The sequence below is a fragment of the Arthrobacter sp. GAS37 genome (assembly GCF_044908325.1).
GTDB classification, from domain to species: Bacteria; Actinomycetota; Actinomycetes; order Actinomycetales; family Micrococcaceae; genus Arthrobacter; species Arthrobacter ramosus.
In genome coordinates this window covers 1-20,090 of sequence record NZ_JBIYDB010000005.1, presented here as the reverse complement: position 1 = coordinate 20,090, position 20,090 = coordinate 1, and the positions used below count along the sequence as shown (strand labels likewise).

At 60.1% G+C, this 20,090-nt stretch carries 24 protein-coding genes and 1 pseudogene; 17 read left to right on the top strand and 8 right to left on the bottom strand.

The genetic code is table 11. The features are described 5' to 3' along the window. Window positions 1-239 precede the first annotated feature (239 nt). The 6 genes from ABH924_RS06265 to ABH924_RS06240 all read left to right on the top strand — a co-directional run bounded on the left by ABH924_RS06265 (window position 240) and on the right by ABH924_RS06240 (window position 4,888). Entirely contained in the window at window positions 240-974 is a 735-nt protein-coding gene (locus ABH924_RS06265) for a GAF and ANTAR domain-containing protein (protein WP_404497698.1), read from the top strand. Beyond that, window positions 967-1,746, top strand: a complete 780-nt coding sequence (locus tag ABH924_RS06260; protein ID WP_404497697.1) for a GAF and ANTAR domain-containing protein — start codon at window positions 967-969, stop codon at window positions 1,744-1,746. Before ABH924_RS06265 ends, ABH924_RS06260 begins: the two co-directional genes overlap by 8 nt. A 134-nt stretch (window positions 1,747-1,880) precedes the next feature. Continuing rightward, window positions 1,881-2,582: a GAF and ANTAR domain-containing protein gene (locus ABH924_RS06255; protein ID WP_404497696.1), complete on the top strand. Its 702-nt coding sequence runs from the start codon at window positions 1,881-1,883 to the stop codon at window positions 2,580-2,582. Between the two features lie 9 nt (window positions 2,583-2,591). Next, the gene (locus tag ABH924_RS06250) at window positions 2,592-2,915 is read left to right on the top strand and encodes a hypothetical protein (protein ID WP_404497695.1); all 324 of its coding nucleotides are present in this window, start codon (window positions 2,592-2,594) and stop codon (window positions 2,913-2,915) included. A gap of 1,202 nt (window positions 2,916-4,117) precedes the next feature. Further along, window positions 4,118-4,402 carry a hypothetical protein gene (locus ABH924_RS06245; protein WP_404497694.1) on the top strand — a complete coding sequence of 95 codons (285 nt, stop codon included), beginning with the start codon at window positions 4,118-4,120 and terminating at the stop codon, window positions 4,400-4,402. Between the two features lie 102 nt (window positions 4,403-4,504). After that, complete coding sequence (locus ABH924_RS06240; RefSeq protein ID WP_404497693.1) at window positions 4,505-4,888, top strand: hypothetical protein; 384 nt, start codon at window positions 4,505-4,507, stop codon at window positions 4,886-4,888. A gap of 582 nt (window positions 4,889-5,470) precedes the next feature. On the opposite strand, the gene ABH924_RS06235 is transcribed toward ABH924_RS06240, so the two are convergent. Both ABH924_RS06235 and ABH924_RS06230 read right to left on the bottom strand, forming a co-directional pair. Beyond that, complete coding sequence (locus ABH924_RS06235; protein WP_404497692.1) at window positions 5,471-6,457, bottom strand: NAD-dependent epimerase/dehydratase family protein; 987 nt, start codon at window positions 6,455-6,457, stop codon at window positions 5,471-5,473. Continuing rightward, window positions 6,454-7,410: a helix-turn-helix transcriptional regulator gene (locus tag ABH924_RS06230; protein WP_404497691.1), complete on the bottom strand. Its 957-nt coding sequence runs from the start codon at window positions 7,408-7,410 to the stop codon at window positions 6,454-6,456. Before ABH924_RS06230 ends, ABH924_RS06235 begins: the two co-directional genes overlap by 4 nt. Window positions 7,411-7,604: 194 nt before the next feature. Here ABH924_RS06230 and ABH924_RS06225 point away from each other — a divergent pair, with 194 nt between their 5' ends. After that, window positions 7,605-8,882, top strand: coding sequence for an MFS transporter (locus tag ABH924_RS06225; protein ID WP_404497690.1), 1,278 nt, complete (start codon window positions 7,605-7,607; stop codon window positions 8,880-8,882). Between the two features lie 12 nt (window positions 8,883-8,894). Here ABH924_RS06225 and ABH924_RS06220 read toward each other — a convergent pair whose 3' ends face one another. Next, on the bottom strand, window positions 8,895-9,083 hold the full coding sequence (locus ABH924_RS06220) for a hypothetical protein (protein ID WP_264637492.1): 189 nt from the start codon (window positions 9,081-9,083) through the stop codon (window positions 8,895-8,897). Window positions 9,084-9,802: 719 nt separating this feature from the next. Here ABH924_RS06220 and ABH924_RS06215 point away from each other — a divergent pair. From ABH924_RS06215 to ABH924_RS06195, 5 genes are all read left to right on the top strand, one after another. Beyond that, on the top strand, window positions 9,803-10,093 hold the full coding sequence (locus tag ABH924_RS06215; RefSeq protein WP_404497689.1) for a hypothetical protein: 291 nt from the start codon (window positions 9,803-9,805) through the stop codon (window positions 10,091-10,093). A 372-nt stretch (window positions 10,094-10,465) separates the two neighbouring features. Further along, complete coding sequence (locus tag ABH924_RS06210; protein ID WP_404497688.1) at window positions 10,466-10,618, top strand: hypothetical protein; 153 nt, start codon at window positions 10,466-10,468, stop codon at window positions 10,616-10,618. Between the two features lie 86 nt (window positions 10,619-10,704). Further along, on the top strand, window positions 10,705-11,631 hold the full coding sequence (locus ABH924_RS06205; protein ID WP_404497687.1) for an ABC transporter ATP-binding protein: 927 nt from the start codon (window positions 10,705-10,707) through the stop codon (window positions 11,629-11,631). Next, window positions 11,628-12,800 (top strand): ABC transporter permease, encoded by a 1,173-nt coding sequence (locus tag ABH924_RS06200; RefSeq protein WP_404497686.1) that lies wholly within the window; start codon window positions 11,628-11,630, stop codon window positions 12,798-12,800. The genes ABH924_RS06205 and ABH924_RS06200 overlap by 4 nt, the downstream gene beginning before the upstream one ends. A 22-nt stretch (window positions 12,801-12,822) precedes the next feature. Then, window positions 12,823-13,053, top strand: a complete 231-nt coding sequence (locus ABH924_RS06195) for a hypothetical protein (RefSeq protein ID WP_404497685.1) — start codon at window positions 12,823-12,825, stop codon at window positions 13,051-13,053. A gap of 605 nt (window positions 13,054-13,658) precedes the next feature. Here the strand turns inward: ABH924_RS06195 and ABH924_RS06190 are convergent. Both ABH924_RS06190 and ABH924_RS06185 read right to left on the bottom strand, forming a co-directional pair. Then, window positions 13,659-13,874 (bottom strand): hypothetical protein, encoded by a 216-nt coding sequence (locus tag ABH924_RS06190; RefSeq protein ID WP_404497684.1) that lies wholly within the window; start codon window positions 13,872-13,874, stop codon window positions 13,659-13,661. A gap of 19 nt (window positions 13,875-13,893) precedes the next feature. Further along, window positions 13,894-14,208: a DUF2599 domain-containing protein gene (locus ABH924_RS06185; protein WP_404497843.1), complete on the bottom strand. Its 315-nt coding sequence runs from the start codon at window positions 14,206-14,208 to the stop codon at window positions 13,894-13,896. A 480-nt stretch (window positions 14,209-14,688) separates the two neighbouring features. Here ABH924_RS06185 and ABH924_RS06180 point away from each other — a divergent pair, with 480 nt between their 5' ends. The 3 genes and pseudogenes from ABH924_RS06180 to ABH924_RS06170 form a co-directional block, all read left to right on the top strand. Next, entirely contained in the window at window positions 14,689-14,946 is a 258-nt protein-coding gene (locus ABH924_RS06180; RefSeq protein ID WP_404497683.1) for a hypothetical protein, read from the top strand. 460 nt (window positions 14,947-15,406) lie between these two features. Next, the gene (locus ABH924_RS06175) at window positions 15,407-15,838 is read left to right on the top strand and encodes a hypothetical protein (RefSeq protein WP_404497682.1); all 432 of its coding nucleotides are present in this window, start codon (window positions 15,407-15,409) and stop codon (window positions 15,836-15,838) included. Then, a pseudogene (locus ABH924_RS06170) lies at window positions 15,825-16,242 on the top strand (transposase); the annotation flags it as partial. The gene ABH924_RS06175 and the pseudogene ABH924_RS06170, both read left to right, overlap by 14 nt. 97 nt (window positions 16,243-16,339) lie before the next feature. Here the strand turns inward: ABH924_RS06170 and ABH924_RS06165 are convergent. Together ABH924_RS06165 and ABH924_RS06160 are read right to left on the bottom strand one after the other, a co-directional pair. Beyond that, window positions 16,340-17,272, bottom strand: coding sequence for an HNH endonuclease (locus ABH924_RS06165; RefSeq protein ID WP_404497681.1), 933 nt, complete (start codon window positions 17,270-17,272; stop codon window positions 16,340-16,342). 145 nt (window positions 17,273-17,417) lie between these two features. Further along, complete coding sequence (locus ABH924_RS06160; protein ID WP_404497680.1) at window positions 17,418-18,353, bottom strand: 2-hydroxyacid dehydrogenase; 936 nt, start codon at window positions 18,351-18,353, stop codon at window positions 17,418-17,420. Between the two features lie 233 nt (window positions 18,354-18,586). Between ABH924_RS06160 and ABH924_RS06155 the strand changes: the two genes are divergently transcribed. Together ABH924_RS06155 and ABH924_RS06150 are read left to right on the top strand one after the other, a co-directional pair. Continuing rightward, window positions 18,587-18,898, top strand: coding sequence for a hypothetical protein (locus ABH924_RS06155; protein WP_404497679.1), 312 nt, complete (start codon window positions 18,587-18,589; stop codon window positions 18,896-18,898). 397 nt (window positions 18,899-19,295) lie between these two features. Beyond that, window positions 19,296-19,490, top strand: a complete 195-nt coding sequence (locus ABH924_RS06150; protein WP_404497678.1) for a hypothetical protein — start codon at window positions 19,296-19,298, stop codon at window positions 19,488-19,490. Between the two features lie 91 nt (window positions 19,491-19,581). On the opposite strand, the gene ABH924_RS06145 is transcribed toward ABH924_RS06150, so the two are convergent. Continuing rightward, entirely contained in the window at window positions 19,582-19,896 is a 315-nt protein-coding gene (locus ABH924_RS06145) for a TY-Chap domain-containing protein (RefSeq protein WP_404497842.1), read from the bottom strand. Between the last annotated feature and the right edge of the window lie 194 nt (window positions 19,897-20,090).

The window sequence follows — 20,090 nt, the reverse complement described above, 5'->3', positions numbered from 1 at the left end:
ATAAGTGACCCACGTCATATCAACCAATTTCGGCTTGCTTCCAATAGCCACCAGACCGGTAAACGCGGGCGTTCGGGCTCTCGTCTATAAAGTTCCCACGAGGGCGTAGTGTCGAATTAGTAGATTTCGGGATGGTCGTTCGGGTCCGGGGATTGAATATTAGGGCTGTGCAGCGCGCGAGCGGGCACGGCTACAGGTCCGGGTTGGGGATCCTGGGCACCCCTTGGAATCGAGGCCGCATGGCCAGCAATAACGCAGTTCCCACTACAGAGCAATTGCAGGACCTCCTGCTTGAAAGTCCGGGCTTCACCGAATTTCTCCTGGGTTTGGCCAGCATCTCAGCATCCTTGTTGGACGGTCGGGAGCCCTTGCTGTGCGCCATCACTGTCGAACGGGACGCCGGCCCCTCAACGGTGGCCAGCAGTACCGCTGCGGCGCAGCGCTTGGACGAGAAGCAATACGCGTTCGACGACGGCCCTTGCCTCACGGCCTTGCGTCACCAACATCGGGTGTTGATTGATGATCTGCAGGCCGATGCCCGCTGGGCACAGTACGCACACCAGGTGGAAGGCGAAGGTATTCGCTCGGTCCTCGCAGTGCCTCTTCAGACAGACTCGTCGTCACGCGCAGCCCTGAATTGCTACGCCTACACCACCGGAATCTTCAACGAGGCCACCGTTTCCCGCGTACTGGAGCATGCCAAAACAATTTCGAAGACACTGAGGCTGGCGCTGCGGCTTCATGTCCCGGAGCCGTACCCTGAACACCTGCGCTCCGCCCTGCAATCGCGCGCCGCGGTGGACGCGGCGCTGTCCTTGATCATGGTCGAGAACCGCTGTGGACGGGACCGCGCCATGGAGCTCCTTCAGCTCGCTGCGCGGAACAACAACCGACGTCTTCATGACATCGCCACCGACATCCTGAACAAATCAGTCCCCCAGGATTGGACTTCACCCAGCGCCGACCATGACTAGTACGGAGCGGAGGCCAACCCACACTGCGTTGGCCGGATTGGCTGCTCACCCGGATCAGGATCTTGGCATCGCCCTCCAGGATCTTGTCTTGGCGAGCGCCGACGTCGACGAATTCCTTGGTGCTTTAGCCAACCTGGCAGCGGCCGCTCTCACAACTGCCTACAACGACGTCTCGTGCGGTGTCACCGTTGTGACGAGGAAAAAGGGCATCACCACGGCCAGCAGCGATGAGAGAGTGCGCGCTCTCGATGAGCTGCAGATTGATTTCGGCGACGGCCCTTGCCTCACAGCGCTTCGGCACAATTCAGTGATCCTTGTCCTAGATACCCGCCATGAATGCCGTTGGGGTGACTACATGGAGGCAGTTTGGCGGAACGGCATCGGATCCATCCTGGCGGTCCCGCTTGATCTGGCCGGTGAAGCCGAGGCCGTGGTGAGCCTCTATTCGACCACCCCGCACGGGTTTTCCGGACCGGACATTACAGCCGCGGAAGAATTCGCTGGGAGTGCAGCGAAGTCCCTGCGTGTGGCTTTGACGATCTCCCAGTTGCGTAACGCCCGGGACGATCTCACTGCAGCCATGCAGTCCCGCTCGACCATCGACACCGCCGTCGGCATTGTCATGGCGCAAAGCCGATGCGGACGCGACACTGCCTTCAAGGTTTTGACCCGGGCTTCGAATAGCCGGAATGTCAAACTCCGGGACATAGCCGCTAATGTCATTGCCTCCGTTTCGGGCGAGACGGACCCAGAAGCTTACTTCGACGAATAGCCAAAGCGTGGGAAATGGTGCGGACTAAGCTAGGAACAGCGCACCAACTGCCGTACTGGATTCTCTTTCACAAGAACGCTGCGGCTCGATGCACTCGACCTAGATGAATGAGGACTATGGCGCGGAAACTACCGATGGATGAACTGTCGACCGTGATCGCGCGAATCCAGGGCCTGCTGCTCACGGAAGAGAAAGTGGACCGCGCCGTGCGGTTGCTGGCCCGCGCCATCAAGGATTCCGTGTCCGGAGCCACCGGCGCGGGGGTCTCTCTTCTGGATTCGAGGGGCAGGCGAACCAGCAGCGCCTCGACGGACGAAGTGGTCACCCTTGCGGATGCCCTCCAGTATGAATTGGGCCAGGGACCGTGCCTGACAGCCTGGGCAATGGAGGAAACGGTGATCGTCCAGGACGTCGAAACGGATCCGCGCTGGCCGGACTGGGCTGACGCTGTGAAGGACTTGTCCATCCGTTCAGTGGTCAGCACCCCTTTGGTCGCCGAGCAAGAATGCATTGGCGCCTTGAAGATCTACTCGGACGTCGCCGGGGGTTTCGGCGAGGACGCGGCCCGAGTGTTGGAACTATTTGCCGCCCCGGCGGCAACGCTGCTTGCGAATATCCAGGCCAGTGAAGCACCACACCGCATCAGCGAAGCCTTGGCTGAGTCCCTCCATAGTCGCGACTTGGTCAACCGGGCCTGCGGGATATTGATGCAGCGCCGCTCCTTGACCGTTGACTTGGCCCTTGCCGAACTGATGCGCCGGGCCCGGCGCCAGAACAGCACACTGGGTCAGATCAGTGCCGATCTCGTCGCCGGGATTCCGGCGGCCCTGGACTAAGGCCGGCCCGTGGGCTTCGATCCGCATGAACCACAACAGCAGCGCATGCTGGCCGCTGCCATGAAGTCAGCACAAATCAACGTCGGCGACCTCTGGCTCAAGTACTTCAGCCTGGGCGGCGAAGTTGGCGAATACGAGGTGGAAGCCTATCTCCAAGGCCTCCTCTCCCTGCCCGTCTTACAACGTGACCTCCTGGCCATGGCGGCCAACGAACTCATCAACAAATTCCCGCAAGGTCACGCCCCCTACTCCGATGAGCTCGGCTCGGAAGGCGACTCCCGTAGGAAGGAACCCGGATCCGGGACGCAGCAGCGGCCGGAGTCTGAGGACTAGGCGGCGGTCTGCGTCGCGGGGCATTCTGGATGCACAAGTCGAGATGTACGACGGCGCCCGGCACCAATGCGGTGGCTTTCCGGTCCTGCGTGGTTCAGTCCTGGAGCATCACAGTTTGCGTCCGAGGCCATGCCAGTCCGCCAATTACAGCTGCTGCACCCGCCGAAATAAGGTTCGTCCACCACGGCCACCGTGAATCCGATGCCGAAGCCAAGGCCATAAGGATCAGCAAAGTCGAAACCCCGGCCATACCGGCGGCCGTAGCCTTTTCATGGTCACGCCGAATTCTGGTCAGGCGACACACCCAAAAGGTCAATACGGCAATGACGCAACCCGACACGGCACCCACCATCGCGCCGCCGAGCCCGCTGAGTACCGCCACCCCGGGGCCGCCGGGCCTGCTCAAGAGAAGAACCACCAACACATAGGCACATCCGAACCCTGCCCCGAACAATAATCCCCTGGTTACTGATCTGTTCAACGTATCCTCCGTCGCTGGCGAGCTTTCAGAATGCCACAGTCTATTGCTTCGACAATTCGGCTCCCGAAGCCAATGCCAGCAGTGGGACCCTGACCGTATCCGGGTCGAAGACTTCGGCCCGCAACTACGCGGCACCGTTACCGGTCAGGAAAAGCCGGCCAAAGCCGCTCTCTTTAGAGGCCGCATGGTTGTGTGGGCTTTCATGTCCTTCGATTCCGCGCGGAATTCGTTGGTGAAGCCCAACCTTGCGCTGGAGCCCAGCGGTTCGAGCACCTGGTCCGGATGAAGGCACGCTGGGGCCTCGTCTACCAGCCGCTGCCCGGAGAGTCGGCGGCTCGACGATGCGACAGCGGCCTCGGCTACACGGAGAAGGTCGCCTGCGAACACTGAGATTTGCTGTTTTCACACGGATTTTTGGTGAAATCACACTGAGATTCGGTACATCGCACACGGAGACGCCCTCGGCGGGGCTTATTTTGCTGTTGATGAAACTTCTAACTCTCACCGCGGCCGCAATGTTCTTGATCGTTGCCATCATTTCATTCGTCGGCAATCAGGCCACATGGGTGCTATCCCTGGCGGCGTCTGGGGCGAGTCTTGCGACATGGTTTGTCTACGAGAAGCAGGCAAAGTGACCACCGAGAACGAGTCCGAAGCTTATCCCCACTCCGCGTCGGAAGCGTTGGCGCCAAGACTGTAACTTCTGAAGAAAGCGGTATACATGAACATGTCGGTCGTGGTGAGCCCAATTGATCCGGATAACCCAGTCGTCAGCGGCGCCTGGGCTACGCCTGTTTTGGGCATCGTCTATTTGGTGTTGGTAATCGTCGCGCTTGCGTCGCTGATGGCGTCAAAATGGATTCCCGCTCCAGTCAAAGTAGCGATTGTCGTCGGGATCTTTGCGGTGCCGTTTGCAGGCTCAGTTGCGTGGATTATCTACTCACAAGCGCGGCACCGGAGGTCGGAAGACCGTCCAGAAGATCCTGGAGAGGCCGGTCTAAGTTAGAGGCGGAACTGGAGAAGACATGGTGATATCAGAGGTCCGGCTGGCAAGACGTTCCAGAGTCTGATCTGGAGAATTGTCGGCGCTTCAGTCATCGTGTTGGTCGTGTCAGCTCTGGTCTCGGGCATCTTTTTGCCCGGGCTCGTCATGGCCGCCTGCATCGTCGCCTTCACCTGGGCGATTGTTCGGATGACCGTCTCCATCGCCATAGCTGAGGAGAAAATCGTCCTGCGCTGCGCGCCGTTCTATTCAACCGAAGTGTCGATCTCAGACGTTTTGGCCGTAGCGACGGCCGAGGATACATCCCTGTCTGACGGATGTGGTTTCCGGGTCATGGGCAAGGGCACCCGAGGATTGTTGGCGGGAGGGCCTGCGGTCGCTTTGGAAACGAAGACCCGCCGATGGATCGTCTCAACCGCCCATCCCGAAGAGGTTGTATCAACAATCCAGGATCAAATTGCAGGTAACCCGTGGCATGAGGAGCCGTGAAATGATCACTGCAGAACAAACCCGCCACGTGATGCTTCACGGTTGGAGCGGCTTGCTGACGCTCGCAATAGCCCTATGGGCGTGACCATGATTTTCATTAGCCCGGTTCGCGAGTTGCTTGGCCCGCTGTGGACCGGGTATCCGGCTATAGCGTTTGGGTACATCTTTCTTGGGGTCCCGGCGATTCACCGCTACCGGTTAAGAAAAGCCGGTCAGGGCCGCGCCCTTTAGGGGTTGCGGGTAGCGCAACTCCAGAGTCGTTTGCTGGCTACGCGCTTAGGCATGGTGAGTCCGCACGGCCTTCGGGCGGGGTTCTTCCAGAAGTTTCGCGGTCTGTTTGCCCGGCCGGCCGGGCTGGAATCCAAACGACAGCCGCGGGCCTCGTGATGTTCCTAATCTTCGTCTTTAGCCTCAAACCAGGGATTCCCTTATTCCCGCCCAAGAACAAACACGTGAGCAGCACTCGTTCCCTGAATATCCTCCACCAAGTCGCCGAGGCTCATCTCCACTCCCTGTGAGAAGAGTTGGTGCCGGGGCTCAAGGTCAAATGCAAGCGAGATCAACAACAGTCCACGTGAACGGTCAGCTCGCCGGGACGCTCAGCGGATTGGCGACGCGGAGCTGCCCGCGTTCGATCAACCAGGTGATGGATTCCAGCACAGCTTGTTCGGGCTCGTACCGGGGAGCGTAGCCCAGCAGGGACTTGGCCTTCTCGATTGTGAAGCAATGGCTGCGGTAGAGGTGGCCCCAGCTCGACTCGGCGTACTCAGGTGTGGTCGATTCCCGGAAATGTTCCCACGTGACCGTCTCCAACGTTGCGGACTGGCCGAACCAGCCGGCGGCGATGTCGGCGTATCCGCGGACGGTGAGCGCAGTCGGGGCGACGATGTTGAAGTCCTCGCCGGCTGCCGCGTCGCGGTTCTGGATGGCTTTCTCGAACGCCTGCGCGACGTCGTCCGCGTGGACGTGGTGCATCAGTTCGGCGCCGCTTCCGGGAACTTGCAGCGGCTGGCCGGCAGAGAGGGTGTGCCAGACGGCGGGGTCGAGGTTCCCGAGCGGACCGATCGGGTGCCAACCGGGCCCGACGATATGGCCAGGGTGCACGGACGTGGTGACCACGCCGCCGTCGTCGGTCTCCTCTTTCAGCATCCGCGCGATCCGGTCCTTCTGGATTCCGTACTCGCCGAACGGGGCTGCCGCCGATCCGGAACCCTCGGCGATCGGCAGTTTGAGGCTCTGGCCGTACCGCCACACCGAGCCGCAGTGCAGCAGGTGCCCGGCCTCCCCGCGGAGCCGGTTGACGAGCGAGCTCGCCGATTCGAACGTGAAACAGACCAGATCGACGACGACGTCGGCCTGCAGTGCCGCGACCCTGTCACCGAACGTGCCGTCCCGGTCTTCTTGTTGCCGGTCGGCGATGACCTGGCGCACCTGCTGCCACTCGGGCGCGTCGCCATAGCTTTTGTGGGTGCCACGGCTGATGTTGATGACTTCATGGCCGGCGCGCACCAGCCGGGGGACGAGGAAAGATCCGATGTGACCGCTGCCGCCGATGACGATGACCTTCATTGCTCTCCAGTGCTTCGTGATGATTTAGCTGTGAGTGTTTGGTTCTGGGCGCGTGTTTGGTTCTGGGCGGGGTGACCGGACGACGGCGGCGCGAGCCTTCGCGCGGCGAGCTGGTCGTTGGTGGCGGCCCAGCTGGCGAGGAGTGCGAACTTCTCCGCGGATTCGCTACCCTCCTCGACGCTATAGATCCCGATCCACAACCCCTTCTCCCCCGGCATCTCAAACACTTCGTAGGTAACGTCAACGACCCCCACCACCGGGTGCCTGAACAGCTTCCGGCCGGTGCGGTGCTCGTGCACGTCTCGCTCAGCCCAGTTCGAACGGAACTCCGGGCTAAGGGTGGAGAGCTCCCCGATCACGGCGGTCAGCTCGGCGTTCAGCGGATCGCGTCCTGCTTCCATGCGGAGCATCGCTGCTGTCATCTGCCTGGCCAGCGGCCAGTCCACGTAATAGTCCTTCGCCCGGGGGTCCAGGAAGATAAACCTCGCGAGGTTGGGACTGTCGGATTCGAACTGCGGCGAGTACAGCGCCCGCCCCATGAGGTTCGAGGCGACGAGGTCATGTTGACGGTTCCACACCACGGCCGGAACACTCATGCTGTCCAAAACTCGTTGCACCGATTCGCGCACTACCGGCTTCTTCTGCCCGGTCCTGGCGGCGGCGGTGAGCGCCGTCGCGGTGCGGGCGAGTCCGAAGAGGTATTCCCGTTCGAGCTCGTTGAGTTGCAGGGCATTGGCGAGGGCGTTCAGTACATGCTCTGACGCCCCGCGGAGGTTCCCCCGCTCGAGGCGGGTGTAGTAGTCGAGGCTAACCCCTGCAAGCATGGCCACTTCTGAGCGTCGGAGGCCGGGTACGCGGCGCTGCCCGCCGAAGTCCTGCAGATCGGTCTGGGACGGGGTGATGTTGGCGCGGCGGGACATCAGAAACGCCCGCACTTCATCTTTCGAACTCATACCTTCCACGGTAGGGCTTGGACCGGCAACAGTGGGAGGCCCTGCCGGGGCCCCTTTTGGAGCCGGGTGAGGGGTTCTAAGGGGGCCTCTCAGTGTTCGCTTCTACTCCGATACCGTGAATTTGACCCTCCCACATCCCCAGCACGCCTCGGGCGTTGCCTTCTGTGTTCCCCTAGAAAGTGGTGCCTCAAAGCATGTCATCAACGGATCTCAAAGCGGCCGGGTTGAAAAGCGCCGTGCGTTCACGCGGCGGACTGCCGCCGGTGGTGTTCGTTCTCACCGCCGGAACATTCCTGATGCAGACAACCGAGTTCTTCATCGCCGGTCTGCTGCCCGAACTCGCCAGCGACCTCCGGGTCAGTGTTCCCCGCGCGGGCCTCCTCATCACCGTCTTCGCCGTCGGGATGATCATCGGATCGCCGGCGATGGTCATCCTGACCCTGCGCCTCCAGCGCCGGCTCACCCTGGTGCTCTCGCTTCTGCTGTTCGCGGTCGGTCATGTCTTGGTCGCCGTTAGCCCGAGCTTCGAAGTCATCTTCGCGGCCCGTTTTGTCACAGCCTGCGCCACAGGTGCCTTCTGGTCCGTCGCCGTCGTGGTGGCGACCCGCGCGGCGGGCCCCGCGGCCGGATCGCGCGCGCTCGGCGTCGTCATGGGTGGAGGAAGCCTGGCGACGGTGGTTGGCGTCCCGCTCGGGGCGTTCGCGGGGCAGATCGCCGGCTGGCGGGCCCCTTTCTGGGCCTTGGCCATCCTCGCGGCCGGTGCCGCGGTATTTATCGTCCGCTTCGTCCCGCACGGAGAGCCCACCGGGGCGACGCCGTCCCTGAGCTCGGAGTTCGCGGCGCTCCGGTCCGGTCGATTGTGGCTGGCCCTGGCCTCCTGTGCCTTGATCATGGGAGGCGTCCTGGCCACGTACAGCTATATCGCGCCCCTGTTGACGGACCGTGCCGGCGTCCCGGCTGCGATGCTGCCGTGGGTGCTGTGCTGCTTTGGAGTGGGCGCGCTCCTCGGCAACTACACGGGAGGCAGGCTCGGAGACCACCGGCCGTACGCCACCACCATCACAGCTGCCGTCGCGGCCACGCTCTTCCTGCTCGCATTGTGCGTGTTTTCCGAGCAGGCCCTGCCTGTCGTCATCCTGATCACCCTGGCAGGCTTTGCGGGGTTCGTGGTGAATCCCGTCGCGTTCGCGCTTGCGGTCAAGTTCGCCGGCAAAGCCCCGACGCTTGCGTCCGCGCTGACCACAGCCTCGTTCAACTTCGGCATTGCCGCCGGCTCATGGGCGGCAGGCCTCGCCCTCAGCTCCGCAGCAGGCGAAACCGGGCCACCGGCAGTCGGAGCGGCGATCGCGTCTTTGACCATCGTTTCGCTCGGCGTGCTGGCGGCCAGCCAGCGCCGAGCATCGCGGGCGAGCGCGAACCCTGGCGAGGAGCCATCCGGGGAATCCCGCGAGTGCGTTGGCTCGTCGCTGTAATCGTGGATCCGTTCAGAATGTGGACGTGTGGACCTCGATGAGCCCGCTCGCTGCAATTTCCCGGAGTTTGTAGATCCCACGGACTACGGCGTCCTTGTCGTGGAAGGGGCCGGACACCGCGAGCTCCGTGCCGAACTCGTCAACCAGCCTTACCCTGCAGCTGCCTCCGTTGTCAGTGAACACTTCAAAATGTCCGGCCATCAGAACAATCCTCCCCGATGGTGTGCGGGAAGACGTTGGGGCAGTCCGCGAACTCCGGAACCCGGGCTATGGCTAAGTGGTGGATGCTTTCCTGGTTCGCGGCGCCGCTCCAGTTCGGCCGTCACGAGATCCAGCAGCGCCTGGGCAGGTTCGGACAGGTGGCGGGTTGCGGCGGGATGGCCTAGTTCATCGCAGTGCAGAAGCACGCGGCGGATGCGTTTCAATTCGCGGGAGGGCACAAGCGGCCATCTCCGAAACAGTTGTTGGACCGCACTTTGCCCGGAGAGGGAACCACCCGGACCATGAAGGTGGGTGTGTGTGGGTCGGATCGGTGCCATGGCTGACTCCTCGGACGACGTCGGGGAAGTCAGCTGCTTGACTGAATCCAGCATATAGAAAGTGAGATGCGTCACGCCAATCAATTCCGCTGGATGACGCCACTCCAGATGACGCCGCTCCGAGAGGCAGGGGGGGGAGCCGATCGCCGCAGACATCCTGCGCCCGTCTCGCACCGCAGCACGGAAGGCCTTGGCGGCGTGCCTCCACAAGCGCGACCTTGTCAACCGGGCCGGCGGCATCCTGATGCAGCGCCACTCTTTGACCGTTGACATGGACCTTGCCGAGCTGGTGCTCCGGGCCCGGTGGCAAAACAGCACACTGGGCCGGATCAGTGTCGATCTCGTCGCCGGGATCCCGGCGCCCCTGGACGTCGATCTCCCGTGGGCTTCTATCCGCAACGCGACCTCCTGGCCATGGCCGCCAAGGAACTCATCGACACACTCACCAAAGCCACGCACCCTACTCCGACGAACTCGGCCCGGACGGCGACACCCCAGGAAGGAACCCGGCTCGGGAGCGCAGGAACTGCTTGGTTCCAGGGAGTCGACGGCAACTTGCGCCGCTGGTTTGAAGTGTACGACGGCGCGCGGCATCTGGACGGTGACGTTCACTTCTTGTGTGGTTCCGTTGCGGGTACGACGGCGGGGTGCCAAACACGTAGACACACCTAGACCTAAACACGTAGACGCCGGCTCTTTCACACTGAATTTTGCGATTTTCACACGGAGATTCGCCCAAAACGCACGGAGATTGGGCCGATTCCACACGGAGACGGGTATCCGCAGGTTTACCTTTCTTTCAGGAAGGGTCCCTCAGTAGCTCAACAACTGACCAACTTTCCTAACCAAATTATGTCAACCTAACCCTTGGGGGGATTATGAACTGGCACCAACTCAGCTGCGTTCTGGGATTCGTTAGTCATATTTTTACGACCGGCGGTCTGATCGCTGCTGCATTCACTGGCGGTGCATCGCTCGTCATTGCTGGGGTCGGCTACACATTTAGCGGCCTGTCGCTTGCCTTGGGATGTGGATGACCGCGTCATGAAGTTTCTTACCCTCTCCGCGGCCGTAATGCTCTTGATCGTTGCCACCATCGCGTTCCTTAACAATCAGATCATCATGGGGATTCTGTCCCTTGCCGCATCGGGGGCAAACCTCGCGACGTGGTTTGTCTACAAGAAGCAAGCAAAGTAGGTCTGCGGCTGTGTCTGGAATCGACCGAGGTCCGTTCCAGACACAGCCCCACAGAGTCACAGACATCGGTAAACCAACGAGGGCGAATGGCACTGATTGAAGTTAAGGGACTGTCAAAGCGCTACGGCTCAGCTATCGGGATTGACCGAATCCAATTCAATCTCGACGCTGGAGAATCGATGGCCATAGTAGGACCGAACGGATCTGGCAAGACGACGTTAGTCAGGTGTCTGCTCGGCCTGGTCGAACCGAGCGAAGGGATCGCGCATGTTGCAGGGAGCCCATATCAGCCAGCCGACCCTACCCGGATCGGCTACCTGCCTGAAGATCGCGGGCACTTCCAGCGTGATCGGGTAATTGACGTACTTCGACTTTTCGGCACTTTGAGGGGTCTCGACCCGAAAGCGTCAGCGAGAAAGGCTCATGAATATCTTGAAGAGATGGGCTTGGGGTCGCAGGCCTTCACACCAATCCAAGCCTTATCAAACGGCCAGCAGCAAAAGGTGCATCTAGGAATCACCTTCATGGGCGACCCCGACCTATTGGTGTTGGATGAGCCCACGCGGGGGTTTGATCCTGTAAACAAGACCCTCTTCAACAAGTACGTTGCGGAGCGCACTGGCCGAGGGGCGACGCTGATCCTGGTCACCCACCAAATGCAGGAGGTAGAAGACCTCACCGAACGTATCCTTTTTCTGGATGGCGGAGCTCAGCATTACTTGGGAGCGGTCTCTGACGCAAAACGCGATCTCGGCGAGACCCGAACCGAGTTCACCTTTCTAGGAGAACTCCCCACAACTGTGAACGACTGGCCATTGGCACTTCAGGGGAGCGGGCGGGCTGAGCTGATTCACACAGAGGATCTGGATGCGTTGCCCGAGCATTTGCTTTCAGACTTGTTGGCAGCCGGTGTCCGAGTCACGGGGTTTCAGACTCGGCTCTCGAGCCTAGATGAAGTTTTCGTGCGGATGTACGGAGAATCTGCAGAGATGGAGGGTGAGATCAGCGTATGAACAGCCCGAACCGACAGCTTGTGGCATTTGACGTGAAGCGCCATCTGAGACGGAAGAGCTTCTGGGTTGCGTCGCTGATGGTGCCAGCGTTCATGATTCTCCTGGCGTTGTTAGTCCAGTCAAGCGAAAGCGTCATCCGGAAAAGTTCAGAGGTATCTGGGCTGACGTCGTTTGCCTTTCAGTACGCCGACCAGTCCGGCTTGATTAACCCTGAGCTGGCCAGACGCGCGGGGGGAAGTATCGCTACGGACGTGGAGAAGGCCAAAGAAGAGGTGAAGATTGGCAAAGTACAAACGCTGATCGTTTACCCGAGTGACGTAGCGCGCGGCAAGATCCAAATTACGGAGAACAATGTCGGGCTTGTTGCGGATCAAAAGTCAACGTCTTTTGCGAGACAACTCCTCCAGATGTCTGTAGCAAGATCCGTCGAATCAACCCAGCTTGTGAAGTCGCTTACTGCCAGCGTCGATGTAGACAGGATCGGATATCGAAACGGGGTTCCTGATCTAGGGTTGGCAGCGGTGGCAGTTCCTATGTTGTTCTTGTTTCTCTACTTCACGATGACGATCTTTCTAGGGAACCAAATCATCGGAGGCTTTGCCGAGGAACGCGAACAGAAGATACGCGAGGTGCTGTTCGTGGACGTGACGGCTTCGAGCGTCTTTCTTGGAAGGATGGTCGCAACCACAGTGCTGGGAGCCGTTCAGCTTGCCATCATGGTCATTCCGATTTTACTTGCCTACTTTGCCATCGGGCCGGAACTCGGGCTGCCCCTCCCTGCGTTCCATACCTGGATCCTCGACGGTTCAAAGATGCTTGCAGGTTTCGCGACGCTGCTCCTCGGCGTCGCGATGATGATCGCGATTCATGCTGCCGTCGGCGCGAAAATCAGGAGCGTCCGTGAAGGATCAGCGTTCGCAACCCTGTTTATTCTTGCGATGTTCTCTCCAAGCTACATTCTGGGCGTTATTTCGGAGAATCCCGGATCGATCGCAGTCCAGACCATGACCTATTTCCCCCTCACTGCACCCAGTACCTTGCTGTTCCGAAATGCACTCGGGAACATCAGTGTGTTGGAACTCGTCATCAGCGAAATGATCATCATGATGACAGCTGTCGTAACAACCCTCGCTGCTATCCGGATCTACAAGAGCAGCAATTGTGGGTAACCAGAGGCATAGGAGCCGCAAAATGATCACCGCAGAACAAGCCCGCCATGTGATGCTTCACGGCTGGAGCGGCTTGCTGACGCTTGCAATAGCACTCTTGGGTGTTGCCATGATTTTCATTAGCCACCTTCACGAGTTGCTTGGACCGCTGTGGACCGGATACCCGGCGATAGCGTTTGGGTACATCTTTCTTGGGGTCCCGGCGATTCACCGTCACCGCTCAGGAAAAGCCGGTCAAGGCCGCTCTCATTAGCGCTATCGACTGGCCAAGAGGCAAACCCGCCGTCGCCCTGAGCGCCACCAACAGCCTGCTCTACCGGGCAAGGACCATCACCGCAGGCTGGCCAAGCCAATCCTGCTGGTAAGGATAGTTCGCCAGGGGGGCTGTTCGGCCGCGACAAAGCGGCCCTCGGAGCCGTCGAGGCGTTCAGTTTCGTCGTTCGGTGGGTTACATGCGCCGGATTCGGAACATTTTCACCTGCCTGTTCGTGATCCGTGCTATCAAACCAGGAGTCCTCTCGTTCCCGGCAAGAAGTGAATAGGTTCGTCCGGGCCGGTCAGTAAGTCCTGGACGGGGACTTCAGGCGCTCGACGAACCGACACGGGTTGTGGCGGACGACGGTGACCGCGACATCCACCTCCCTATGCTCGGCCGCCAGGCATCCGGCTTCAGGGGCACTGGAAGAGGCCGACGACGGAGAGCTCACCTTCACCTACGACCTCCCCGAACGCCTAGCAACAGTCGAGCCCGGGTTCGGCCAGCGCATGAGGCGCGAGCTCGACGCCTGCATTGCCGCCGCCGCGATCGAAAGCCGCGAACCCGCGGTCGTCGATGAAATGATCGAGTGGCTGCTACTCCTAAGGTGCCCGTCTTCTGAGCACAATGAGCCAAGTAATGGACCCGGCAACCACCAGGATGCTCCCCAGCCAGAGGGCCTCCTGCAGTGGTGGGGTGGCCTCTGTCAGATTGGCAGCGTCAATCTCAAATGTCCGCACTGTCCACATCACGGATACGACGGAAAAGACTACGAGACCAAGCGCACCAATGATGATGGGGGCTGTTCGGTTACTCATTTCGTCCTTACTTTACGTACTACCAATTGCACCGGTACCTGATGAAGTCGACCGGGTTGGTCACAACTCGGCGCCAACCCTCCAGATCCCAAGTATTGTTGGGTGGCGGCTCGAAAAAGATCATGAACTTTCCTAAGGCATGGCAGACCCACTGCTGATGGAGGGTAGCCTGATTCACCCGGTTACGGGTCTTGGTCTTCAGCTCGTCCCAGCCTGGGCCAGCGGCGACAGCCTCGTTCACGAAGCCCATCATAGGGGTTACGTGAACCTTGATGTTGTTTCCGTCCCAGCTAAATCTGTCAATCAAGTCGATTCCTAGCCATGGATCCGCCACGACTGGGTACGCGTACGACTGGGACGTGTGGTCTACAACTTGGGTGAGAGTGGGACCATTTAGCTCGTAATGAGTGGCCACGACCTTGCCATTGGAATCCTTTGCCCAAGCGGGGCAATTACGCCCGAGAAAGCGCCCTTGGCATCAAAGATTTCGAGGGAACCTCGGCTGTTTAGGGTTGCGGTACCGCCTAGAGGAACCGCAAGGTTGTAGTTGAAACGGGTCGGAGAGGAGTTACTGGAAAGGACAGTCACTGCGGCAACGCTCCTTCCTTCCTTAGGCACCAGCACGGAACTCGTTCCGTTCTCATTATCAAAAACGACTGTCCCGTTCGACTGTTTCTTGCCCTCAACGGCCTTTTCATTGAAGGGAAGCCCCAACCTAATCACGGTCCCACTTGAACTCTGGACTACCACGGGATCGCCGGAATTCGTGGGAAGCTCGTTCGATGCGTTCCCGGCTCGGGCCCTGGCGTGCGAGGTGGTCAAATCTGCAGATCCTCGCACGTTGGCCGACGGAATGAATCCCGGTGCCGAATTATCGATGGCGCGGATTGCCGGACTTGTCGGTGGCGCGCTCTCGGCCGCCACGCCGGGTGAAATGGTTGACAGAGAAAGTATTGCAGCGACTGAGACCGAAAAAACTAAGGATACTGAACTAATTTTCACGTTTCCTCCAGATTTTGTTGTTCGGCGGGAATGTCCGGTTCGCGCCCCTTCAGGTGCGAGCTTGCTGTAGCAATCACTTCATTCCAGCAATTGGGTGGCACAAGGGCCGCCCAGTTCGCCGTAAAAAGGCTATGGCTGGATTTGCCATCTAAGTGGTGAAACAGCGAAAAATACGTGCAAAAACGGCCAATCTAGGTGTAATAAAGACGCCATCTACGTGTCACAAAAGGAGCGTCTACGTGTTCAAGACCGAAACACGTAGACGGCTGCCCATCCCGCTGCAGCTAGCATCGTCACCGCTCGAATGGCACGTTTCTGTCGCTGCCGATCGAAAGCTACGCCCGCACCCCGCAGGTATCGTCGTTGTTGAATATTCGCGCTGTTGGGGTCCATCTTTCGTGTGTTTGGGGGCCAGTGGGCAGAGCGCGCAGTAGCGGCCTTGGGTGCCGGTAGTGGCGTGCCTGGGGGCCACCAAGTTTAGGCTCCTTCCGTCGTGTGTATAGGGCGCACGGCGGAAGGAGTAATCATCAATGGCACGGAAGATCAGAGCGAAGCTCGTGTTGCAGTTGCGTGCCGAAGGCCTGTCAGGCCGGGCGATCGCGGCATCGCAGGGAATGTCGCGGAAGAGCATCACGGCGGTGCTGGAGGCTGCCGATGCGGCCGGTGTGGTTTGGGACGATATCGCCGACAGCTCGGATCGCGAGGTGTATGTCCGATTGTTCGCGGGGCGCGGTGAGCATCAAAGCGTGTTCGCGCAGCCGGACTGGGACCAGGTCCACCGGGAGATGGCCCGGGTCGGGGTGACGCTGAAGCTGCTGCATGGCGAGTACGTCGATTCATGCTCGGCTGCCGGTGAGCCGATGGTGGGCTATGACCGGTTCTGCAGGACCTACCAGCGGCATGTGTTGGTAACGGGGGCGGCATCCCCGGTCGGGCAGCAACGGCAGCCGGTCACTCGATGAGGCATCGCTGGCGCGGGCCCGACGCCTGGTAGGCCTAAGGCTACGTCACCAACATCCCTATCGGCGTGATGCCCGCCGGCGAGGTGATCGCCAGCTACCACGACCTCTGGCATGTAGAGCAGTCCTTCCGGATGTCCAAGACCGACCTACGGGCCCGGCCCATGTTCCACCGCACCAAGGACGCGATCGAAGCCCACCTGACCATCGTGTTCACCGCGCTGGCACTCAGCCGCGAAGCACAGAACCGGACCGGGCTCGCGATCCGCAACCTGATCCGCCAACTACGGCCGTTTCGTTCAGCCACCATCGCGATCAACGGCACCGAACAGACATTCCCGCCCGCCATCCCCGCCGACAAACAAGCAGTCCTCAACGCAATCCGGAACCCGCGGGCCAGGCACTAAACGGAATGACCGAAGTCAGGTCTGACGAAGAACGATACCCCCGTGTTACGAGAACGGGCGGCCCTGTCCGAGCAACGTTCGAGGTCGGGCGTATTTGTTAGGCGCTGAGAAATGACTGGTAAGCGTGCTCGAGCAGATTCCGACTGGGATACTCCCGCCTGTTGGCTGGAAGTTCCATCAGACGTTGACCATGCCGGGCTTGGATGCCATACGTCAGCATCGGGCCGTCAACTTCCGCCAGAATGTCGTCACGGACTTCCACGACAAGATCGGGCCGAATGCCAAGAATATGGGCATCAAAAGCAGCATGGTGAATTTTGCAGAGCGCCATTCCGTTCACGATCGAGGCAATTCCCTGCTCTGCAGCATCAGGAACAATATGGGCAGCATCAAGCAATTCTTTGTGCGCGAGCGCGCACACGGCGCACTTGCTCCTGTAGGCGCGCAGGACCGTTGACCGGAATACAGGCTGGTGCAGCCGTCGTTTAGTTTCCACCATAAGATATTGTCGGAGGTGTTCTTCGATCGGACTTTCCCGGTTGACGATTCCTCGTCCGACGTTTGGATCTATGACAAATTGTTTCTGGTCCGGCTCTTCCCAGAGTAAGTAGACCGGGAAAACAGGCTGAAATACTGCAGGACCCATCCCAACACCAAAGAACCAGATGAGAGGCACTTGCTGCTCCATTGCAGATCGAAGCGCCCGATTGTCTGGGTGATCCGGGTCGTCACCACGCCAGGCGTAACGAAGGAGTCCGTCACTGCCCACCTCATCGTTGTATGGCCGTTCCCTACCAGGGGCCCTGTAAACGGTTTGGATCGACAAAGCCGCCGAGAGATCCTTAGGTTTCCAAATCCCAGTTTGGGTTGCCTGAAGCCTTCTTTTCTCCCCGCCGAGAGTGAAGTCCTGTATATCTTCCCTTGTGAGCCATTCCTCGCCGTCGTTGGTTCGAACGGTCAGCCATGCCATCGCTTCGCGCCGCAACCTTGAGTCGAAACTCTCTACCCCGTATTCTGCGACTTCGACCATTCGTCCAGGATAGTCTGAGAACTAACCACTACGAGGATGCTTCCGGCTCGTTCAACCCACTGACGGCTCACGACCGAGCCCGCAGGCAGTAAAGGGCGGTTGTTGCTGCCTCGCCCAGTCACAACCGCGCTGCCCGCTCAGGCCCTTACCGAGCCACTGATTCCATACCCAGCACCAGGTTCACCGGAGCCTCTCCGGCCAGCAGCAAAGAAATCTGCTTGTGGATCAGCCGGACCATCCGGGGGAACATCGCCGAGCTTGCCCCGCCCACGTGGGGCGTGATCAGCACACCAGGGACCGTCCAAAAAGGATGGTCGGCCGCCAACGGCTCCGGGTCGGTCACATCCAAGGCAGCACGTAACCGTCCCGAAGACGTTTCCCGCAGCAACGATTCCGTATCCACCACGGGACCCCGAGCCACGTTCACCAACAACGCCCCGTCCGGCATGGCCGCGAGGAACCGAGCATCCACCAGCCCACGAGTTTGCTCGGACAGCGGTACGCTGACCACCACGATCTCGTTCAGCGGCAATTGTTCGTACAGTGAGTCGATGCCGTAGATCCGGCCATGTTCATCGTCCCGTTCGCGGCTTGCCATCCGCATCACCAGCGTTTCGAACGGCAGCAGCCTGGCTTCAATGGCCTTGCCCACTCCCCCGTAGCCAACCAGGAGAACGCGGCGATCGGCCAGGCTGGGACGCTGACCGTTGGCCCATGTTCCGGACGCTTGATTCCGAACAAACTCCGGAATCCCACGCTGGCTGGCGATCATCATTCCCAAGGCGAGTTCCGCCGTCGACGTCTCATGGACTCCTGCCGCGTTCGCGAAAGCGCAACCCGACGGCAAGACGTCAGCGACGCCGTCGTACCCTATCGACTGGCTCTGCACCAACCGGACCGTCACGCCATCCAGCGCCGTGAGCGCGTCTGGCCTGCCCATGTAGGGCGGCACCAGCAGGTCGAAACTGTCAGCCGGCGCTGGGCCTGTCAGGTCCCACACCACGAACTCGACGTCGGCGGAAGGTTCCATGGCGTCCAGGAGTTTCTGATCGGGCAGGCACACCCGCAGCCGGGCCGTCACCGCGCCACCATCAGATTGACGTTCGCAGCACGCAGCGCGGTTTCGTTCATTTCCCTGTTCATGTTCCCTTTGCCGATCGATTTGGCCGGACGGTATGTCGTCTTCCAACATCAATTTACTTTCCGCCGCGGTCCGCGGCCCGTTCCGATCCGTGGAAGCGGAGATGAGTGGATGGTGGATATGGGGAAATCTGGAAACGGGGCCGTCTGGATCAGCATCGCGTTCGCGCTACTGTGCCTGACGGCGGTGTCCACGTTGTTGCCTTCTGGTTCGGGTTCGACTTTGATCCAGACGACAGGCCCGGATCGTACTACCGGGCCGAGATCCCCAAACGCCAGTGGGTGATGGCAGTGTCTGTCGCTATTCCGGCAATGGCTGCTGTGGCGTCTGTGCGCTCCATTCGTACCCTGCCACGAGAGGTTTTTTGGATCACAGCCGCGTCGGTTTTCTTGCTCATCGCGCTTGCCGCCGTCGTGTTTTGTTGGATGATCGGGATTGAGTCCATCGAATCAGCCAAGTACTTCGCTGAACGCTTCGGCGGTTAGGACGCTTCGCCCGGGGGCCCATGTCTGGGACAACGGGCGGGAACCCGGCCTATAGTGTGGCATGACCGGGAAGGAACCATGGATCAAGCGTCTGCTGGCGATCGGCCTCGTAGTTTCGGGCTCGATCGTCCTGCTTATGTTCGATGGCGCAAAGCCCAGCTCGATTCCCATATTCGGTATCACTTTTGTGGCCACTTGGATCGTTTCGCTAGTGGTAGCCCGTGTAGTCAACCGACTCAGGTTCAAGCTATGGCGACGGCGCGGGTGGACGGAATTCTGGATTCGTTCGCCAGAACCGTTGCCCGGCAGCCTGGCCAACTGCTGGGTGCGGGGCCTGATCTCCATCCGCGCACCGCTTGTTGACTTCGTGACAGATGAGTCTCGGGAAGGATCCTGGGTGAATCCTGCTACTTTCCTCGTGAATGGCCGAATCCCCGCGAACCGCAGGCACCTGGAGCTGTGGGATTTCGCGGCAGTTAACTTCGGTCCTGGTTTCCGAGTGGTTTCACTCCAGACCACACGCGGGGCCCTCGATGTGGCCGGGTACCCCGAAGCCCTCGACCAGCTCGAAGCAGAACTGTTCGGCCATTAGACCGTCGATAGCACGTGTGTTCGCCTCGAAACTGGTCAAGCACCCAGCCACCACCGCTGAGAGCGAACCTGTCTGGCAACACCCTCGTGGACTAAAAAGCACCTAATGACCAACTGAACAGTCTGGGGTCACTGCACCCGAGACCCCGCATGGCGCTCAAAACGGATACGGCTGCTTCTTCTGGCCCCTTCTGGAGCTGGGACCAATTGGGGTTTCCGCTATCGGGCGCCGACCATCCGTTTCTGAGGAGGTACGGAGTATCAATGGGCCAGACGTCGGCCGGCAGGAAGCGATCCGACACAACCTCGCATTGAAAATTGAGGCCGTTGAGCGCAAATTGTCCGTAGGCGGAGTAATCATGACGGCCAATATCGTAGGTAACGAGAAGATAGTCGCGACCGGTCATGGTCTCGAGGTCTCGAGGTCTCGCGCCATTGCCATCGTCACCGCGGCCCATTCCTTTTCAATTCCTTTCTTAGCCCGGGGTTTTCATGGCAGGTCTGCCGGGGGGGTGTGTTAAACCGGTGAAAGGGTGCTCCGACAAGGGAAAATAGTGGTATTCGACGCCATATTTTCCTGATCGTGAGGAGCACCCTTTCG